The sequence below is a fragment of the Desulfatitalea alkaliphila genome (assembly GCF_022968795.1).
Lineage (GTDB): Bacteria > Desulfobacterota > Desulfobacteria > Desulfobacterales > Desulfosarcinaceae > Desulfatitalea > Desulfatitalea alkaliphila.
Map to the genome: position 1 here is coordinate 34,305 of NZ_JALJRB010000031.1, position 18,414 is coordinate 52,718.

Genomic DNA, 18,414 nt, shown 5'->3' on the forward strand with positions numbered 1-18,414 from the left:
GATGGCCTCCAGGAAGTTAAACCCCGTGCAACGTCAACCAACGCTCCAGCAGGGCGACCTGCCACAGCTTGGAACCCCGCAGGGGTGTGTGATGTGCTTCCGGGTCATCGAGCAACATCTTTACGTAGGCCGGCTCGAAAAGGTTGCGCTGCCGGGCGCTGGTGCTGGTCAGCGTATCCCTCACATAATCCAGGTATTCGCCTTGCAGGTACTTGAGCGCCGGCACCGGAAAGTAGCCTTTGGGGCGATCGATCACGTCTGCGGGAATGATTTCACGGGCCATTTCCTTGAGGATGTACTTCCCGCCGTGATCCACCTTGAGGGCGGCCGGCATGCGGGCGGCCAGCTCCACCAGCTCGTGATCCAGAAAAGGCACCCTGGCTTCCAGCCCCCAGGCCATGGTCATATTGTCCACGCGCTTGACCGGGTCGTCCACCAGCATGACCGTGGTGTCGATCTTCAAAGCCTTGTCCACCGGCGACATGTGCGGATCTTTTTCGAACAGCCGGCGCACCAGGTTGCGGCTCCAATCTCCCTGGTGATAATCGGGGTGAACCATGCTTTTGTACTCTTCGTAACCACGGTCGAAGAACTCACGGGCATAGTCCTCCACCGGGTCTTCACTGGCCATCATCGGCGGATACCAGTAGTAGCCGCCGAAGACTTCATCGGCGCCCTGGCCGCTTTGGACAACCTTGGCGTGGCGGGCCACTTCCCGGCTCAGGAGGTAAAAGCCGATGCAGTCGTGGCTCACCATGGGCTCGCTCATGGCCCGGATGCAGGGATCGAGGGACGGCAGCACCTGGCCGGTGTCCACCTCGATCTTGTGATGAAACGTGCCGAAATGGTCGGCGATCAGGTCGGAGTAGCGGAACTCGTCGCCCGCCTCCCCGCCGGCGGCCTCGAAACCGATGGAGAAAGTGTTCAAATCGTGAGCCCCGGCCCGGGCCAGCAACCCCACCAGCAGGCTCGAATCCAGGCCGCCCGACAGCAGCACACCCACGGGCACGTCGGCCGTCAAGCGTCGCTGCACCGCCGCTTCCAGCGATTCCCGCAACAATCGCCCCCAATCCTCGAGGCTGTACTGTTGCCGCGCCTCATCGCGATCGAAAGAGAGCTCCCAGTAGGTGTTGAACCGTGTTTGCCCGTCGGGCGTCACCGTCATGGTGGTGGCCGGCGGCAGTTTGCGAATCCCCTGCAGGATGGTGTGGGGTGGCGGCACCACGGCATGAAAGCTCAAGTAATGGTTGAGGGCCACCGGATCGATCCGCGTGTCGATCCCGCCGCCTGCCAGCAGGGCGGGCAGGGTCGAGGCGAAGGCGAACCGCCGTGCATTCTGAGTGTAGTAAAGGGGCTTGATGCCCAGGCGATCTCGGGCCAGAAAGAGACGCCCCTCATCACGGTGCAGGATGCAGAAGGCGAACATCCCGTTGAAACGGGTGACGCACTGTTCGCCCCAGTGGTGATAGGCTTTGAGAATCACTTCCGTGTCGCCGCTGGAGAAAAAAGTGTATCCCTTACCCTCCAATTCTTCACGCAACGCTTTGTAGTTGTATATGGCGCCGTTGTAGACGATGGTCAGCCCCAAAAAGGCATCCACCATCGGCTGCTGCGCCTTGTCGCTCAAATCGATAATTTTCAAACGCCGATGCCCCAGCGCCACCGTGTTTTGCATGACGAGCCCGGCGCCATCGGGTCCCCGGGAGGCCATCGCATCCATCATCCGTGTCAAGCCGGACGCATCGACCGTCGATGGGTTGAAGGCTGCAATGCCGCATATGCCGCACATGTCATTTCTCCTTCCTGAGGCATCCAAGTGATTTTCGAATCCCTCGTAGAAATTCAATAATAGATGGTATCCATTTCAGCCGAACAATTCAAGGTGCGCTGCAATCGCTGACGGCACCATTGAATCCTTGACGCAGACACCGAGATTTGATTTATGTATTTTTTTTCCGCTGATCGACCATCATTACGGGGTATTGGATGCGCAGAAACCATGATCGCGATTCGATCCGGAGGCGGAAAACCATGCGGAGGCCGCAAAGGAGCGCACCATGAAACAAAATTTTCTGCATGTGGACGACTGGTCCACGGACCAGATCCTGGAAGCCATGGAATTGGCCTTGGCAGTCAAGGCCAAGCTGAAAAAGCGGGAACCTTTTCAGCCGTTCAAGGATCACAGTCTGGCCATGGTGTTTGCCAAACCGTCGGCGCGCACGCGAGCTTCATTTGAAACCGGTTTTTGCCGTCTCGGCGGACACGCCCTGTATCTGGGGCCGGCCGATGTGGATGTGGGCAACCGGGAGCCGGCCAAGGATGTGGCCCGTGTTCTCAGTGGGTACAACGACATGATCATGGCGCGCCTGTTCGATCATGAACACATGCTGGAGCTGGCCCGCTACGCCACGGTACCGGTGGTCAACGGCCTTACCGACTACAACCATCCCTGCCAGATCATGGCCGATATCCTCACGATCCGGGAACACCGGGGCCACCTGGACGATCTGAAAATCGCCTATGTGGGCGACGGCAACAACATCGTCCACAGCTGGCTGCGGCTGGCCACCCGCTTGCCCTTCCATTTCGTCTGTGCCTGCCCCCTGAACTATCCGCCGGAGCAAGCCACCTTGGCCATGGCCGAAGCAGCCGGTGTGGGCACCGTGGAGATCACCAACGATCCCCTGAAGGCCGTTACGGATGCCGATGTGGTGTACACCGACGTGTGGGCTTCCATGGGCAAAAAACATGAACTGCGCGAACGCAAACGTCATTTCCAGGGATTCACCGTCACGCCCGACCTGATGGCGGCCGCCAAACCCACGGCGGTTTTCATGCACTGCCTTCCGGCCCAAAGGGGCTTGGAGGTGACCGATGCGGTGATGGAATCCCCGGCCTCCATCATCTTCCAACAGGCGGAAAATCGCATGCACATGCAAAATGCCATCATGTTGATACTGGCCGGCAAGGCTTGATGGGCTGTGTGCGGCGCCCTACCAGTCCCGGACGTCGTTGCGTTGTGCGGTTGTCGGATCCCAACGCGAGCCGTTGAGGTAGTTGGGGTCCAGGCGGCGATGCACCAGCGGCAATCGATCCACCTCCGGCGGCTGGAAGTCGAACACCCGCGCGAGGAAACTCAAGGTGATGCGGTAGGTGGCGCCCCATAGCATTTCCCGGCCGTGATCATCCTCGTGGATGAAACAGGGAAAGTCCTCATGGCGCAGGCGTTGCCGCTCGTTGTCGTTCTCCGGTATCACCATGGGCCGGAAACGGCCGTATCGCGCCGGATCGAGCAAGTGGCGCAGGGGAATGGGAACGATCCGCGCCACCTCCCAGTTGGGCCTGAGCCGTTGGGCCGGGGCCCATCCCACCATGGGGTGGATCACCCGCTTGAACATCACCAGATGTTGTTGGGGCAGCATGCCGAGAAAGCGCACCCCCAAGGGGTTGAGGCGCATCTCCTCCCACGCTTCGCGCAGACCGGCGGACAGCAGCAAGGCCAGGCGCCGCGTCCGGGGGTTGTGACGGCCACGCCAACCGGTCCACCGTTTGAGCGGAGAGCCCGGCAGGTCCATCAGGCGCGCCAACAACCGATCGGCGGGCAACGAAAAACCACCGCCGGGGCAGCACAAGTCGCCGGCCTGCCGCACCCGGGGCGAACGCTTGTTCAAGATGAGGCATGGCTCCCCTGCGTCCGCGCCGCCGGCAAATTGGCTGAGCACGAAAAGCACCACCGAATCCCTTTTGAGGGATGTCGGATCGGTGTCCGCCGGCCCCCGGGACAACGGCTCGATGCCCACCGTGCGGTCGATGTGGGCCCGCAAGGCGGACGGGTCCCGCAGCAGGTCGTTTTGCCATGCACTTCCCATATACGATGCCTCAAGGGGGTGTTCCCCCGGCTTGCGCCTCAGGCCTTGAACACCTTCATGCCCTGGGGGGTGTCTTGCACAACGTAGCCCTTGGCTTGCAGTTCGTCCCGCAGCTGGTCGGACAAGGCCCACTGTTTTTCCTTGCGCGCCCGGCGCCGGGCATCGGCCAGGGCACGGATCTCGTCGGGTAGCGCTTCGCCTGCGTCCAAGCCCTGCAGATCGAACCCCAACACCTGATCGAAATCGAACAAGGTGGCTAATTTGATCGGCGCCGGCAGATCGGATTTGAGCATCTCCTGCACCACGGCCATCGCCTGGGGCATATTGAGATCATTGTTGACGGCCTGGCGAAACTTCTCTTGATATTGGCTATCGATCACGGCGGGCGAAGCGCCATCCAGCAGGGCGCGCACTTGGTTGCGCAAATGCTGCAGCCCGTTCTGGGCGGCCGCCAACCCCTCTTCGCTGAACTCCATGGGCTTGCGGTAGTGGGTCTGAAAGGCGGCGAAACGGAAGGCCAGGGGCTCCACCCGGTTGCGTGCCACGGTCACATCCAAGGTGAGGAAGTTGTCCTCGCTCTTGGCCATCTTTTTACCGCCGGCAATAATCAAAAAGGCGCCGTGCATCCAGAAATTGAAAAATTTGCGGTCGGTGGCCGCCTCCGACTGGGCGATCTCGTTGGTGTGGTGCACATCGATGTGGTCGGTGCCGCCGCAATGGATGTCCAGCATTTCGCCCAGGTACTTCATGCTCATGGCCGAACACTCGATGTGCCAACCGGGAAACCCCGTTCCCCAGGGCGACGGCCACTCCATCTGCCGCTGCACATCGGGTGGTGAGAATTTCCAGAGGGCGAAATCGGTGGCATTGCGCTTTTCCGGGTTCCTTTCCACCCTGGCACCCTCCTGCAGGGCCTCCAGGTTCTGATGGGACAATTTGGTGTAACCGGCGAAGCGGGCGGTGTCGAAATAGATGCCGTCGCTGGTGCGGTAGGTGTACCCTTTTTGCTCCAGAATACGGATCAGTTGGATCTGTTCGGGAATGGTTTCGGTGGCCTTGCACCACACCGTCGGCGACAGGATGTTGAGCCGTTCGATGTCCTTCTTGAACGCTTCGGTGTAGTGCGCGGCGATCTCCCAGGCGCTTTTGCCTTCCCGTTGGGCCCCCTGCTCCAGTTTGTCCTCACCCATGTCGCGATCACCGGTCAGGTGCCCCACATCGGTGATATTCATCACATGGCGCACCTTGTAGCCGTTGTAGGCCAGCACCCGCTTGAGCACATCGGAGAAGATGTAGGTCCGCAAATTGCCGATATGGGCGTAATTGTAGACCGTCGGTCCGCAAGTATAAAGGCCCACCTGCGGTGGCTGGATGGGGCGAAAGAGCTCTTTTCGCCGCGTCAGGGTATTGTACAACATCAGATCCATGGGGCACATCCTCGATGGAAAGAAGTTTTATTTATAAATCGGCAATTTTATGCCTCAAGGACCGCTATCCTGTCAAACAAACAATGGCGGACCGGCGATCCGAAAAGCGGCTAGAAGCGACAACGGTAGTGCAGCACCAGGGTGCCGGGATCCAGCTCGCGCCGGTCCAGCAGCTCCAGGTCCATCTCCAGCGGCTCGGCAAAAAGGGAGAGCCCTTGGCCGAAGAGTCTGGGGGTGACCGTCAACACCATTTCGTGGATCAGACCGGCGCGTGCAAAAAGGGTGTTGATGGTCGCGCCGCCTGTCAAGGCGGCCTGCGAATAACCCCGCTCCGCCAGGCGACCGACAATGGCCTCGGGCGGATCGTCACTGAACACCAGGTTCTGAGCGGCGCTGAAGTGTTGCGGCCGGCGGGTCATCACCCAGTTGAGACGCTCGGGCAAGGGCTTGCCGATGGTGGCATAGGTGCGCGAGCCCATGATAATCACCCCGGCGTTTCGGGTCAGCTGTTTGAACATGCGCTTGTCCGCTTTACCGGTCCAGTCCGGATAGTGGGTATGATGTCGTGCGATCTTGCCGTCGACGGTCATTGCCATGACCAGCGTGATTTTCATGGATTTCGTCTTCCCCTCTTTTAAGGCTCAACATTTTTTAATGCTCAACTTTCCTTGGCTTGCAACCGATAATATGGCAGTATGCCCCCCCGGTGCCGATGGGCGGTCGGCCGCCCCGCGGCGCCGCTGCCACTGAGGGGCGGTAGCGGGAAAAGAACATGGGGGAATGTCAAATGTCAAGTGAGGCGATTTCATGAAAGTGTCCTGTTCGTCATGTATGAAAAGCTATACCCTGCCCGATGACCGGCTGCCCCACGGCAGATTGGTGAGCTTCCCCTGCCCGTCCTGCAAGGCCAAGATCACCATCGACCTTCGCCCCGAAGCGGATGATGGGAACCGCCTGGTCTTCAAGCCGCTGTCCGAATCAGCGGATACCGAATTGAGCAGTGAAGATATTAAAAACCGTATCATCAAGCGTGTCAACGACCTGCCCCCCATGCCCAAGGTGTTGATCAAGGCGCGGGGCGTGTTGTCCGATCCCAATTCCAGTTTCAAGGACATCGCCGGCATCATCGAATCGGACCAGGCCATCGCCGCCAAAGTGCTCAAGGTGGCCAATTCGGCGTATTACGGATTGAGCGGCATGGTCAGCTCCATCCACCAGGCATCGGTGGTGTTGGGATATAAAACCCTGGAGCAGGTCATTACCATGGCCTCCTCCAGCGCCCTGCTGGGACAACAGCTCAAAGGATACGGGCTCAACGCCGGCGGCCTGTGGAAACACAGCCTGGCCACCGCCATGGCATCGCGCCTGATCGCCCAAAAAAGGGCGCCGAGCCTGGAAAACGACGCCTTTTCCGTCGGCCTGATTCACGATGCCGGCAAACTCGCCCTCGACCCCCACGTCCTCAAGCAGAGAGACGCCTTCGATGCTTTCCTGCGGGACCGTTCCCCCTCCTTCCTGCTGGCCGAACGCCATATCCTCGGCTTCGACCATACGGAAATCGCCTACGATCTGTGTAAAAAGTGGAAACTGCCGGAAAATCAAGCCGACGCCATGCGCTATCACCACTGCCCGGAAGGTTCGAACGGCAACCAGTTGGCCCACATCGTACATCTTGCCAACCACATCGCGGGTCTGGCCGGCTTCGGCGGCGGACCGGGCTTCCAGGAGCTGCCGTTGAGTCCGGACAGCCTGGAGATTTTGCGCCTCAAGCCGGAAAACGCGGAAGAGATGGCCGGTCAGGTCAGCGGCGCCGTCAACGAGTTGACCGCCACGCTGGCCGGATAGAGGTGATTGCCGTTTGACAATGGACGTGTCCTTTTATTAAACAAGGGGACGCCTTCATTTGTCATTGAACGTTTACACCTGTTGTTCAATGCCCGTCGGAGGCCCCCTTCTCCAAGGAAAAGAAAGGATTGCATGCCATGGCACATATAGACAAAGGGCATTTTGCGGCCAAACACCCGGCCGGCACAACGGTGGCGCCGGCACTGGCCGAGGCCATCGTCCGGCGCATGACCGGCAAAACCATCACCTGCAGCACGGCCCACGCCATCGCCCAAGAGCAGGGGGTTTCTCCCCGTGAAGCGGGCGTGGCCATCGACTTACAGGAAGGGCAAATTCAAAAATGCCAGCTCGGCCTGTTCGGTTACGGCAAAGGCCGCAAGGCCATCGTACCCGCCGAATCGGTGACGCCCGACCTGCAGTCCGCCATCGAGGCGGCCCTGGTGGACGGACGCCTGCCGTGCGCCGCGGCCTGGCACATCGCCGACACCACGGGCATGCCCCGCATGGCGGTAGCCAACGCCTGCGAGAAACTGGGCATCCGCATCAACAGGTGTCAACTGGGCGCTTTCTGAACCATGTCCCAAACGATCCACATCCCGATACAGCCCCCTACAGGATACGGTAATGGCACTTGAAAGCACGGCCGCCGCGCAACCGGTCGGCATCTACATTCACATCCCCTTTTGCCGCGGCAAATGCCCCTACTGCGATTTTTACTCCATCTCCGCACTGGACCGCATCCCGGCCTATCTGGACGCCCTGCAATGGGAAATGCAGCAAGCCGCAGAGCAGGGGCTGCGGGCCGACACCCTCTACATCGGCGGCGGAACGCCGTCCGTGTTGACCCCCCGCCAAATGGGACGGATAGTGGATACTGCGGCGGTCTGTTTCAATCTGACCCCCACGACCGAAATGACCCTGGAGGTCAATCCGGCTTCCATCACCACCCGGGATCTGCAGGATTACGCCGCTTTCGGCTTCAACCGACTCAACATCGGCGTACAATCCTTCGACGACCGCAACCTCGCCTTCCTGGGTCGCCGCCATTCCGCCGAGCAAGCTCTAACCGCCGTGCAGGCCGGCGTGGCTGCGGGCTTCAACAACATCGGATTGGACCTGATCTTCGGCCTGCCGGACCAGACACCGGGCACTTGGAAAAAAGACCTTTTGCAAGCCATCCGGCTGGGGCCCAAACATTTGGCCTGCTACATGCTCTCCTATGAGCCCGGGACCCGGCTGCACGACGATTTGCAGACCGGGCGCTTCGCCCCGCTCTCCGAGCTGCGCGTGGCCGATCTGTTCCGCATGACCCATGATTTCCTGGGTGCCGCCGGTTACGATCACTACGAAGTGTCCAACTATGCCCGCGGCAGCCGCTGGCGCTCCAAGCACAACCAGAAATATTGGAACGGCCACCCGTATATCGGCTTCGGGCCGTCGGCCCATGGGTGCCGCCTGCCCCATCGCTGGTGGAACCATCGCTCCCTGGACGCCTATCTGGAATCCATCGGCCGCGGCACGCCCCCACTGGCCGACGAAGAGGTGTTGTCTGAAGAGCAGCAGATGATGGAGGCCCTGTTTCTGGGATTGCGGCAATCGGACGGCATCGACCTGGCCGGCTTTCAAAACCGTTTCCAGATCGACTTCAAACTGTTTTTTCACACCGCCCTGGACCGCTGCTCCGCCGAAGGCTGGATCGACATGGACGACCGCCGCTGCCGCCTGACCGTTGAGGGCATGCTGTTCCTGGACCGGATTGTGGATGAGTTGGTGGAGCTGATCTAGACCGTTTCCTCAACGATGAAGGGTGTGCAGCGCAGCGCCAGGCTGCGTTTTTTGACCCACACCCGCACCATGGGAATCACCTCCTCGTCGGGACTGACGATATTGGGCAGGTCCTGCACGAAGGCGATGTCGGCGATGCGGAATTCGTAATAAAAAGTACTTCGGCTGTAGGGATCGGCCACCAGGATCACTTTCGCCGGATCCGTCCAATGTTGCCGCGGTGAGCCGCTGAAGGCCACGTGGTTTTCCTTCAGGCGCCGCATGTCGGCGGGCCGCTGGAAGGTTTGGATCTCCATGTGAACGGTGTCTTTGATTAACAGCGATGTGCTCATAGCGCCCTCATTGTTCCAAAACCCGAGTGGCGACGGCCGGCGGAGCGGACGGCCCATGTGGCGCCATCCGTCCCCTCCGTCCGCCGGGCAAAAATATCGATTACGGCACGAACTTCTCGATTTTAGCGGTATCCCGCAATTTTTCCAAGTACGCGACCAATTCCTTTTGGATTTTTTCGTTGCGCAGATTGTCGGCGATCCGGGACTTGACCTCCTCAAACCCCATGGTGCCGGCATCGCGCTGCTCCTCGACCTTGATCAGGTGGTAGCCGAAATCGGTCTCCACGATGTCGCTGACCGTACCCGGCGCCAATGCAAAGGCCGCCGCTTCGAAGGCCGGCACCATCTTACCCTTGCCGAAGAATCCCAGGTCGCCGCCGTTCTGGCTGCTGGGACACTCGGAATGGGCCTCGGCCAGCTCGGCGAAATCCGCCCCGCCGTCCAGCTTCTCCTTGATCCCGACCAGCTTCTGCCGCGCCTCGGCCTTGGCCTCCGCTTCGGCATCCGGCGCCACCTTGATCAGAACGTGGCGCGCGCGCACCTCCTCGGGCCGTTCGAACATCTCCGGATGGTCGTCGTAGTACGCCTTGACCTCCGTAGCGCCCACATCCACCTTGGTAACGATCTCCTTTTCGAGCAAGGCGGTGATGGCGGAGCGTTGCGCGATCTGACCCTTGAGCTTCTCCTCGCTCATTTTCATGCTTTGCAAAATTGTGTCGAACTGCTTGGGATCCGGGTAGCGCTGCTTGATGGCCGCCAACTCCCGATCGACATCCTCGTCCGTTACGGCGATCCCCTGCTTCACGCTCTCTTGAAAAATCAGTTCGCGATTGATCAGATCATTGAGCACCTCCTGGCGCACCTGCACCTGGAGATGCTCGGGAATTTGCATCCCCTGCGCCTGAAGCCGCTGGACATAAAGATCGAGCTCCCACTCGAAATCCTTGTAGGAAATCTCCGTGCCGTTGACCACCGCCGCATTTTCGGGCTTCCCATCCTCTTTTGCCGCCTCCTCGGCGACAACCATCAGTGGCATCAACAGGATGCCGCAAACGATGACCAGCGCCACCGTCGTTGACCAAATGCTTACATGTTTCATGGGAATTTCTCCTTTGAAGAATGAACTGGATCGGCGGCTTTGCAACCAAGACCGTCCGCAAAAACGCATACGGGACCCTCACTTACGGTCCCGCCACAGATTATCGGTCCGCCAACCCAATGTAAATAAAAAATTGACATCCACACCCGATCACCATATAGAAGTGCAAAAATATGACTTTACCGATAGCAACAGAGAACCGAATCAACATGTTCACCCCCGAAACGACCCACTCACTGCCGCCATTCGCCATGCGCGATCTCTATTACTATTATTATTTTTACGGCAGCGGTCGACCCGGGGTGCGCTGAAGCCTTTATAACCAGCAAAAAGCCGCGGGCCGACCGGTCCCGCGGCTTTTTGCGTTCCGCCGCAAAGGGATTACCGGCACGCCTCACGACTTTTTGCACCAACAAGAGAGGAATTGGATCATGAAAACCTATGATGTTCGCGTCCGGGAGTTCACCCCCCTCATCGCGCCCGATGCCTTGAAAGAGGAGCTGCCCATCAACGAGGCATCGGCCGAAACCGTCATGCAGGGCCGCAAAGTGATCCAGGAGATCATCACCCGCAAGGACCCGCGCCTGATGGTGATCACCGGCCCCTGCTCCATTCACGACGAAACGGCCGCCATGGAATATGCCGAGCGGCTGGCCGCGCTGCAGCGCAAGGTGGCGGACCGCCTCTACCTGGTCATGCGGGTCTATTTCGAAAAGCCGCGTACCACGGTGGGCTGGAAAGGGCTGATCAACGACCCCCACCTGGACGGCTCCTACGACATGGTCACCGGTCTCAAAAGGGCCCGCAAGTTGTTGAGCGACATCACCGCCCTGGGGCTGCCCACGGCCACCGAACTGCTGGACCCCTTCATTCCCCAGTACATCGCCGGCCTGGTCTGCTGGGCGGCCATCGGAGCGCGCACCACCGAGTCCCAGACCCACCGCGAAATGGCCAGCGGCCTCTCCATGCCCGTGGGTTTCAAGAACGGCACCGACGGCAATCTGTCCGTGGCCATCAACGCCATGATCGCCGCCGCCTCCCCACAGCATTTCCTGGGCATCGACCACAACGGCAAGGCCTGCCTGGTCACCACCACCGGCAATGCCTACGCCCACCTGGTCCTGCGCGGTGGCCGGCGCCCCAACTACGACTCGTGCAGCATCCGCGAAGTGCTGGACATGCTCAACGCCAAAAAGCGCGCCGAAGCCGTGGTGGTGGACTGCTCCCACGCCAACTCCCACAAACGGTTCGAGGAGCAGGCCCTGGTCTGGAAGGACGTCATCAACCAACGGGCCGCCGGTTGCGACGCCATCGTCGGCGCCATGCTGGAAAGCAACCTCAATGAAGGCCAACAAAAAAACACCGGCGACCTGCGCACCATGGCCTACGGCGTCTCCATCACCGACGCCTGCATCTCCTGGGAAACCACCGAAGAGCTGATCCTCTGGGCCGATGACCGCCTGCGCCCCGGCAGCTGACCCACACCCGGAACGCCGCCGGCCATCGCCAGCGGCGCCCCTCTCACACAAATCTCACCATTTCCTCACACAACGCTAACACATCCGATATACAAACCATATCAATAACGAAGACAGACACAAACAGGGTTCACTATATATTTAGAAATCATAAAAAAAATGGTTTTCTTGCATATTGGAATCTGCTATTAGCCCTAACTATGGTTTTGGAGCGGGCACCAGGGCCCGTTCAGGTCACAAAAACACTCGCAAACACTCGAGCCGTAAAGACCTGAAGCGCGGTGGCGGTTCCCATGAACGATGTTTGGCGGACATTTCACCCGGACACACCACGAACCTACGCCGAAAGCGTGTTCGCATCCGGGTGCCGTTCAATGGCTGCCACCCCTTAACGATGCCCTGACCCGAAAGACGTACCGGCCATTTCAGGCCAAGAAGTATTCATTCACTTTTTTAATCTCCCAAAGGAGGGAAACAATGAAACAGATCAGAAGCAAGTTCGGCTATGGCGTACTGGCAGTGCTCCTCATCCTACCCTTCCTGGCAACACCGGCGGCGGCCCTCGAAGCCAAACTGTCCGGCCAGGTCAACCAACTGTTCATGTGGGCGGATGACGGGGATCGCACCGACGTCTTCGTGGCTGACAACGCCAACTCCTCCACCCGTTTCCGCTTCACCGCGTCCGAGGATTTCGGCAAGGTGAAGATCGGAACGCATTTGGAGTTCGACGCTCAACGCAACAGTTCTTTCGCTCTCTCCATGGATCAGAACAACGACGGTGCATTCAACTGGAACGATCGTTGGATGAATATCTACTTCGATACCGCCTTCGGTAAGTTCGAAATCGGCAAGGGCTCCGGCGCGGCCGACACCACCTCCGAATCGGATCTTTCCGGCACCGGCGTGATCAACTATTCCGGTGTAGCCGATACTGCCGGCGGTTTCATGTTCAAGCAGGGCAACGGTGTCGACTTCGGTGCAAGAGTCGGCCAAGTTCGGAGCAATTTTGATGGTATTGGTCGCAGCGAGCGGATTCGCTATAATACTCCGAGCTTTGGCGGTCTGAAATTGGCCACCAGCTTCACAAATGGAGAAGCTTATGAATTCGGCGCTTTTTATGCCGCTGATTTCGCCGGCAACAAATTAGCTGCTTCAGTTGGCTATGTCGATGGTAATCAAAGAAATAATTTCAAACAGTTTAGTGGCTCGTTGTCATGGTTGATGCCTTTCGGCCTGAACATCACCGGCGCATACGGTGAAAGAGACATCGATCAACCAAACCGGCTCAAAGCCTACCACTATTATTTTAAACTTGGATACAAATTCGACATCCATGCACTCTCCGTTGAATACGGCTGGAACGAAAACCTGCGGATCAATAACGAGGACTCTTCCAACTGGGGTGTGGCTTATGTGATCACCCCTTGGAAACCGGTTGAATTTTTTGTTTCCTACCGTCAGTACATGCTGCAGGCCGCCAGTGGCCCCGATCCTGACGATATCCGCCAAGCCATGGTGGGTTCCCGGGTCAAGTTCTAAATCAAAAGATAAGGTTGAACGATGAAACACTGCAAGTCCAGATGGTCACTGTTGATTTCGATGCTAACGGTTTCGATGTTGGCAATCGGTTGTGGCGGCATGAAACCCAAACCGTTCGAGTATGAATCGGCCAACGAAATCCCCAGCGGCCCCGGCCTCTTGACAGGGAAATCGGGGGAATACACGGTGTACGATTCCAACAAGCGCAAAACCGACCAGCAGCCGTCTGCCGGTGTCGCGCCAACCTCCGAAACCCTCACCCCTGCCGACAGCGAGGAGTTCCGCCGCTTTCAGCAGTGGCAACAAGAGAAAGAGGAGTTCGAGGAGTTCCAGGAGTGGAAACGCTCCAAGGAGGGGCGTGAAGCCTACGACGAATTCCTGGAGTGGAAGCGTTGGCAGTCCTTCAAACGGTGGCAGGAGTCGCAGTCCAAGTCCGAGTGATGGACCTGTTTCATCGATCTTGATGTAGCACAAAATACCGGTCGCAGGTATCTTCCCTTAGGGGGGTGTATCTGCGGCCGGTTTTTTTTAGAAGATAGTTGGGCCCTGGCGGGCAGTTTTAAGTTTTAAGTGTTAAGTTTTAAGCTAATGAATTCTATCGATTTTATTGGCTTGAGGGTGGACGAGCAGATGGGTCCTGCCACGCATCCAACCCGTAGGGGCACGGCACGCCGTGCCCAATAAGACCCGATCCTCTTGCACGCCGTGCCCGGGTTCCCCCCAACATCCAGCAAGGGCAGGGCATGCCGTGCCCCTACGGGAGGTACAATAGCCATCGCTATCAATATTATCCGGCGCCCCATAATCGAACAAATGCATCTCTATTGGACAGGGTTGTATTTAAGAAAAAGGGATTTGCCCAACCGCAAAAGTGACATCGCCTGTTCTCCCACGGAGGCGGGTGGGGCGGGGGGCTGGGTGCTGCAATGCGTGAAGACGCGTAGGGGCCGTTATGGGGTGGGCGCAGGGCGTTCGGCCCGCACCTGTTTGAGCGCAGCGAGTTGTGCGGGCCGCCCGGAGCCACCCCATTACGGCCCCTTGGCGTCAAAACGCGCAGCACCCAGCCCCCCGGCCCACCCGCCGGCGGTCGTTCAACGCTCTCAACATCAGCAATTCAAGCCATCACACAACGGTCGCTCAACGCTCTCTACATCCTTAATTAAAGCCACCCCACAACGGACTTCAATGCTCTCCACATCTGCAATTCAGGCCACCACAAAAGGCCGCCGACTTGCAAAACAGTTCCCATTTCCAAATCGAAAACAATTTCCACCCGCAATTGATGAACACAACAATTCACAGTGAACCGCGCTCAGAAAAAATGTTCGGAATTACTGGTAGTAATCACCTGCCACTCATCTTCTTTTCCTAAAGCTCCAGCGCCCCCGGTCGATATAGAGTGCGTCGAACATCAAATTGCTGCGTCCGATAACCAACCACACGGAACAGCAACGTGGTTCACAATATGAAAATTCTATAATTTCGGTAAAGGAGCCAAACAAATGAATACCAAGCGCATCGTATTATGTCTTATTTGTCTTATCGTCATCTCCCTGACCGCCGGTCAAGCCCTGGCGGCCGCCAAAGTGGCGGTGATTTCGGGCGTGAGCAAGGCCAGCGCCCCCGGCATCGGATACGATCTGGTCTATGAAGGAATCAACAAAGTGTTTCAATCCGCCGGCATCGTTCCCGATTACCATTGGGTGGAACTGGACAGCCTGGAAACTCCTGAGGCCAAGACGGCCGCTGGAGCCGCCGCTCTCGAGAAGGTGCGCGCCAACAATCCGGATCTGATCATCACCCTCAACGACGACTGCATCCGTCACATCGGCCTTCAGGTGGACGATATCCCTGTGGTGTTCGCCTGGGTGTTCGGCACCCCCGACACGCTGGGGCTGCCCAAGGCCAATGTCACCGGAGTGCTGCGGCGCAGTTACGCCGTGGACATATGGGTGATGGCCAAAAGCCTCCTCAATGTCGAAACCGTCGCCCTGATCAGCAAACAGAGCAACTCCATGGCCGGGGTGAAGCGCTATCTCGTTGCCGGCGCCGACAAGTTGGCCGAGGCCACGGGCGTCCGCTTCATGGACATGTTCTTGGTGGACACCTTCGAGGAGTGGTCCGGTGTCGTGAACAATTTTCCGGCCGACTTCATCTACCTGGCCGACACCAGCCGCATCGCCAAGGGCGACAAAGTGTTCAGCCGTTCGGAAATGACCCGTTGGACAGTGGACAACGCCAAAGTACCGGTCATCGCCGCCTCCGAAGGAGATGTGGAAGCCGGCGCGCTGTTCAGCATCGTCACCTCCGAAGTCGGCATCGGTGAAAATGCCGCCGAAGTGGCTCTCAAGATTCTCGACGGCACCGCCCCGGCCGACATTCCCTATGTCTCCAGTGCACGCGGCAAACTGGTGATCAATGCCGCCACCGCCGAAAAGATGGGGGTAACGATTCCCTACGACATCCTTTCCACCGCCGAAGCGATCTACGAATAAGGCGGAAAGGCTATAAGGAAGGACGCACCCATGCGAAAGCTCTGGCACAAATTGAGACTGCGCAATAAATTTCTCATTCCCACGGTCCTGTTGATATTGCTTGGGATGGGGGTTTCGTCGACCATATCCTACAACGCCTCAAGCGAGACGTTGAGCCGCACCCAGGCGGATGACCTTAAAAAAACGGCGGACTTGACCGCCCGCATGCTGGACGGCTGGTTCCGCGACCGGCAGTTGGATGTACAAAGCTGGGCACAACAGCGGGTCTATCTGCAGGCGGTGCAGGACTCGTTCATGGGGCGCGCGGCGCGGGTTGCCGCCAGCGAACAACTTACCGGGCTTTCGGAAAGCTACGGCTATTACCGCAACATCTGCCTGGCCGATGAAAAAGGACGGATCGTGGCCGCCGCCGACATGGCGGCCGTCGACGATGTCGACATCCAAGATGAGCCCTTTTTCCGCTCCATCACAGAAGAAAACCCCTTCGCCTTAACCGTTCAAAAATACCAGGGCGACGGCCCGCCCATCGTGTTGATGGGCGCGCGCATGCACGATAAGGATCAATCCTCCGGGGTGCTGTTCGCCGTGATCACCGTCGAGCGCATCAACGCCCTGTTCATGGACCGGATCCGTTTCGGCGAAACCGGATTCGCCTATCTATACCAGCGTTCCGGATTGATCATCACCCACCCCGAACGGGGTATGCAACTCAACTTCGACATGAGCACCACTCCCGGTTTCGAAAAGTACGCCGGCATCACAGAGGGGCAATACACCTACAGTTTCGATGGCGAGGAGAAGTGGGCCGCATTCAACCACATCCCTTCCATGGACTGGCTGGTGGCGGTCACCGTCTCCGCCGATGAAGTACTGGCCCCGGTCAAAAAGATGGGGCGCGTGAACATGATGGTCACCGTCTTGGTCGTAATTGCGGCCGGCGCCATCATCTTCTTCATCGCCAACTCGGTGGTCCGGCCGATCAACGGAGTCGTGGCAGGGCTGAAAGACGCCGCCGAAGGTGAAGGCGATTTGACCAAACGGCTGGCGGTAACCGGCCGGGATGAGGTGGGCGCCCTGGCCGAGTGGTTCAACGTGTTCATCGGCAAAATGCAGGACCTGATCAAAGAGGTGGCCGACAACTCGGGTAAACTAAAAAACGCCAGCGGAGAACTTTACGAAATCTCGGCCGCCCTCTCCACCGGGGCCGAACACACCACCGGCCGAGCCCAATCGGTGGCCTCCGCCTCGGAAGAGATGAGCGCCAACATGGGCTCGGTGGCCGCAACCATGGATCAGGCGGCCAACAACATCCACATGGTCGCCTCGGCCACCGAAGAGATGAGCGTCACCATCGCCGAGATCGCCCAAAGCACCGAAAAGGCCCGCAACGTCACCCACGATGCGGTGACCCATGCCGACGGCGCCTCGGGCCAGGTGGATGAACTGGGGCGCGCAGCCCAGGAGATCGGCAAGGTGGTGGAAACCATCACCGACATCTCCGAACAGGTCAACCTACTGGCCCTGAACGCCACCATCGAAGCGGCCCGCGCCGGAGACGCAGGCAAGGGGTTTGCCGTTGTGGCCAACGAAATCAAGGAGCTGGCCAAACAGACGGCCGCAGCCACCGGGGAAATCAAACGCAAGGTGGCGGCCATTCAATCCTCGACCCAGGTGACGGTGGTCCAGATCAACAACATCACCGGCGTGGTCAACGAAGTCAACGACATCGTGGCCAAGATCGCGGCCGCGGTGGAAGAGCAGTCCACCACCACCAAGGAGATCGCCGGCAACGTTGCCCAGGCCTCCCAAGGCATCGGCGACGTCAACAGCAACGTCGGCCAGAGCAATGCGGTTGCGTCCGACATCGCCAAGGAGATCGCCGAAGTGACCGATGCCGCCGGCAACATGTCCAATAGCAGCGCCCAGGTCAATCTGAACGCGGAACAGCTGGCCCAATTGGCCGAAGAACTGAACAGCACAGTGCAACGCTTCAAAATATGACACAAAGGGGGGGCATGCGTTTGCGCCTGCCCCCCTCCCATTCCAATCGACCAAAGTCACCAACAATTCAAAATGAATTCCGTCGGTTTTATGTGGTTGGGGGTGGTCGAGCAAATCGATCCTGCCGTGCCCCTACGGGAGGAACAATAGCCATCGGTATCAATATTCTCCGGCGCCCCATAATCGGGCAAATGCTTCTCTATTGGACAGGGTTGTGTTTAATAAAAGGGATTTGCCCAACCGTAAAAGTGACATCGCCTGTTCTCCCACGGAGGCGGGTGGAGAGCCCTGGCGGGCAGTTTTAAGTTTTAAGTGTTAAGTTTTAAGTTAATGTATTCTATCTATTTTATTAGTTGAGGGAGATAGAAGTGTTTGAGTGTTTGAGTTGAAAGATTGCTTCAATCCATCGTGATGCTGATCATGCGGAACCCTCTACAGCCGATGGGAGCGCCGTCCACAAAGGCTTTTTTAACCGTAAAAGTGACATCGCCTGTTCTCCCACGGAGGCGGGTGGGTCGGGGGGCTGGGTGCTGCAATGCGTGCA

16 protein-coding genes are annotated in these 18,414 nt (G+C 58.6%); 10 read left to right on the top strand and 6 right to left on the bottom strand.

Going from position 1 to position 18,414, the window contains the following annotated elements; all coding sequences use genetic code 11:
* Window positions 1-16: 16 nt before the first annotated feature.
* Window positions 17-1,789, bottom strand: coding sequence for an N-acetylglutaminylglutamine amidotransferase (locus MRX98_RS19170; protein WP_246913916.1), 1,773 nt, complete (start codon window positions 1,787-1,789; stop codon window positions 17-19).
* 268 nt (window positions 1,790-2,057) lie between these two features.
* Here MRX98_RS19170 and argF point away from each other — a divergent pair, with 268 nt between their 5' ends.
* Window positions 2,058-2,975, top strand: coding sequence for an ornithine carbamoyltransferase (argF, locus tag MRX98_RS19175; RefSeq protein ID WP_246913918.1), 918 nt, complete (start codon window positions 2,058-2,060; stop codon window positions 2,973-2,975).
* Window positions 2,976-2,993: 18 nt separating this feature from the next.
* Here the strand turns inward: argF and MRX98_RS19180 are convergent, their stop codons facing one another.
* The 3 genes from MRX98_RS19180 to MRX98_RS19190 form a co-directional block, all read right to left on the bottom strand.
* Window positions 2,994-3,869, bottom strand: coding sequence for an NUDIX hydrolase (locus tag MRX98_RS19180; protein WP_246913920.1), 876 nt, complete (start codon window positions 3,867-3,869; stop codon window positions 2,994-2,996).
* Window positions 3,870-3,907: 38 nt separating this feature from the next.
* Window positions 3,908-5,296 carry a cysteine--tRNA ligase gene (gene cysS / locus MRX98_RS19185; protein ID WP_246913922.1) on the bottom strand — a complete coding sequence of 463 codons (1,389 nt, stop codon included), beginning with the start codon at window positions 5,294-5,296 and terminating at the stop codon, window positions 3,908-3,910.
* A 110-nt stretch (window positions 5,297-5,406) separates the two neighbouring features.
* Window positions 5,407-5,910 (bottom strand): dihydrofolate reductase family protein, encoded by a 504-nt coding sequence (locus MRX98_RS19190; RefSeq protein WP_246913930.1) that lies wholly within the window; start codon window positions 5,908-5,910, stop codon window positions 5,407-5,409.
* Window positions 5,911-6,127: 217 nt separating this feature from the next.
* Between MRX98_RS19190 and MRX98_RS19195 the strand changes: the two genes are divergently transcribed.
* The 3 genes from MRX98_RS19195 to hemW all read left to right on the top strand — a co-directional run bounded on the left by MRX98_RS19195 (window position 6,128) and on the right by hemW (window position 8,926).
* Window positions 6,128-7,141, top strand: a complete 1,014-nt coding sequence (locus tag MRX98_RS19195) for an HDOD domain-containing protein (protein WP_246913932.1) — start codon at window positions 6,128-6,130, stop codon at window positions 7,139-7,141.
* Between the two features lie 137 nt (window positions 7,142-7,278).
* On the top strand, window positions 7,279-7,713 hold the full coding sequence (locus MRX98_RS19200) for a hypothetical protein (protein ID WP_246913933.1): 435 nt from the start codon (window positions 7,279-7,281) through the stop codon (window positions 7,711-7,713).
* 52 nt (window positions 7,714-7,765) lie between these two features.
* The gene (hemW, locus tag MRX98_RS19205) at window positions 7,766-8,926 is read left to right on the top strand and encodes a radical SAM family heme chaperone HemW (RefSeq protein ID WP_246913941.1); all 1,161 of its coding nucleotides are present in this window, start codon (window positions 7,766-7,768) and stop codon (window positions 8,924-8,926) included.
* On the opposite strand, the gene MRX98_RS19210 is transcribed toward hemW, so the two are convergent.
* Window positions 8,923-9,258, bottom strand: coding sequence for an inorganic pyrophosphatase Ppa (locus tag MRX98_RS19210; protein WP_246913943.1), 336 nt, complete (start codon window positions 9,256-9,258; stop codon window positions 8,923-8,925). The genes hemW and MRX98_RS19210 overlap by 4 nt on opposite strands.
* A gap of 100 nt (window positions 9,259-9,358) precedes the next feature.
* Entirely contained in the window at window positions 9,359-10,357 is a 999-nt protein-coding gene (locus MRX98_RS19215; protein ID WP_281432442.1) for a peptidylprolyl isomerase, read from the bottom strand.
* Between the two features lie 173 nt (window positions 10,358-10,530).
* On the opposite strand from MRX98_RS19215, the gene MRX98_RS19220 reads away from it, so the two are divergent.
* The 6 genes from MRX98_RS19220 (at window position 10,531) to MRX98_RS19245 (ending at window position 17,870) form a co-directional block, all read left to right on the top strand.
* Window positions 10,531-10,668: a hypothetical protein gene (locus MRX98_RS19220; RefSeq protein ID WP_246913945.1), complete on the top strand. Its 138-nt coding sequence runs from the start codon at window positions 10,531-10,533 to the stop codon at window positions 10,666-10,668.
* Window positions 10,669-10,788: 120 nt separating this feature from the next.
* Entirely contained in the window at window positions 10,789-11,835 is a 1,047-nt protein-coding gene (locus MRX98_RS19225; RefSeq protein ID WP_246913947.1) for a 3-deoxy-7-phosphoheptulonate synthase, read from the top strand.
* A gap of 477 nt (window positions 11,836-12,312) precedes the next feature.
* On the top strand, window positions 12,313-13,374 hold the full coding sequence (locus tag MRX98_RS19230) for a porin (protein WP_246913949.1): 1,062 nt from the start codon (window positions 12,313-12,315) through the stop codon (window positions 13,372-13,374).
* Between the two features lie 99 nt (window positions 13,375-13,473).
* Window positions 13,474-13,815, top strand: a complete 342-nt coding sequence (locus MRX98_RS19235; RefSeq protein WP_246913951.1) for a hypothetical protein — start codon at window positions 13,474-13,476, stop codon at window positions 13,813-13,815.
* Between the two features lie 1,061 nt (window positions 13,816-14,876).
* Complete coding sequence (locus MRX98_RS19240) at window positions 14,877-15,869, top strand: ABC transporter substrate-binding protein (RefSeq protein ID WP_246913953.1); 993 nt, start codon at window positions 14,877-14,879, stop codon at window positions 15,867-15,869.
* Window positions 15,870-15,899: 30 nt separating this feature from the next.
* Window positions 15,900-17,870 (top strand): methyl-accepting chemotaxis protein, encoded by a 1,971-nt coding sequence (locus MRX98_RS19245; protein WP_246913962.1) that lies wholly within the window; start codon window positions 15,900-15,902, stop codon window positions 17,868-17,870.
* Window positions 17,871-18,414 lie beyond the last annotated feature (544 nt).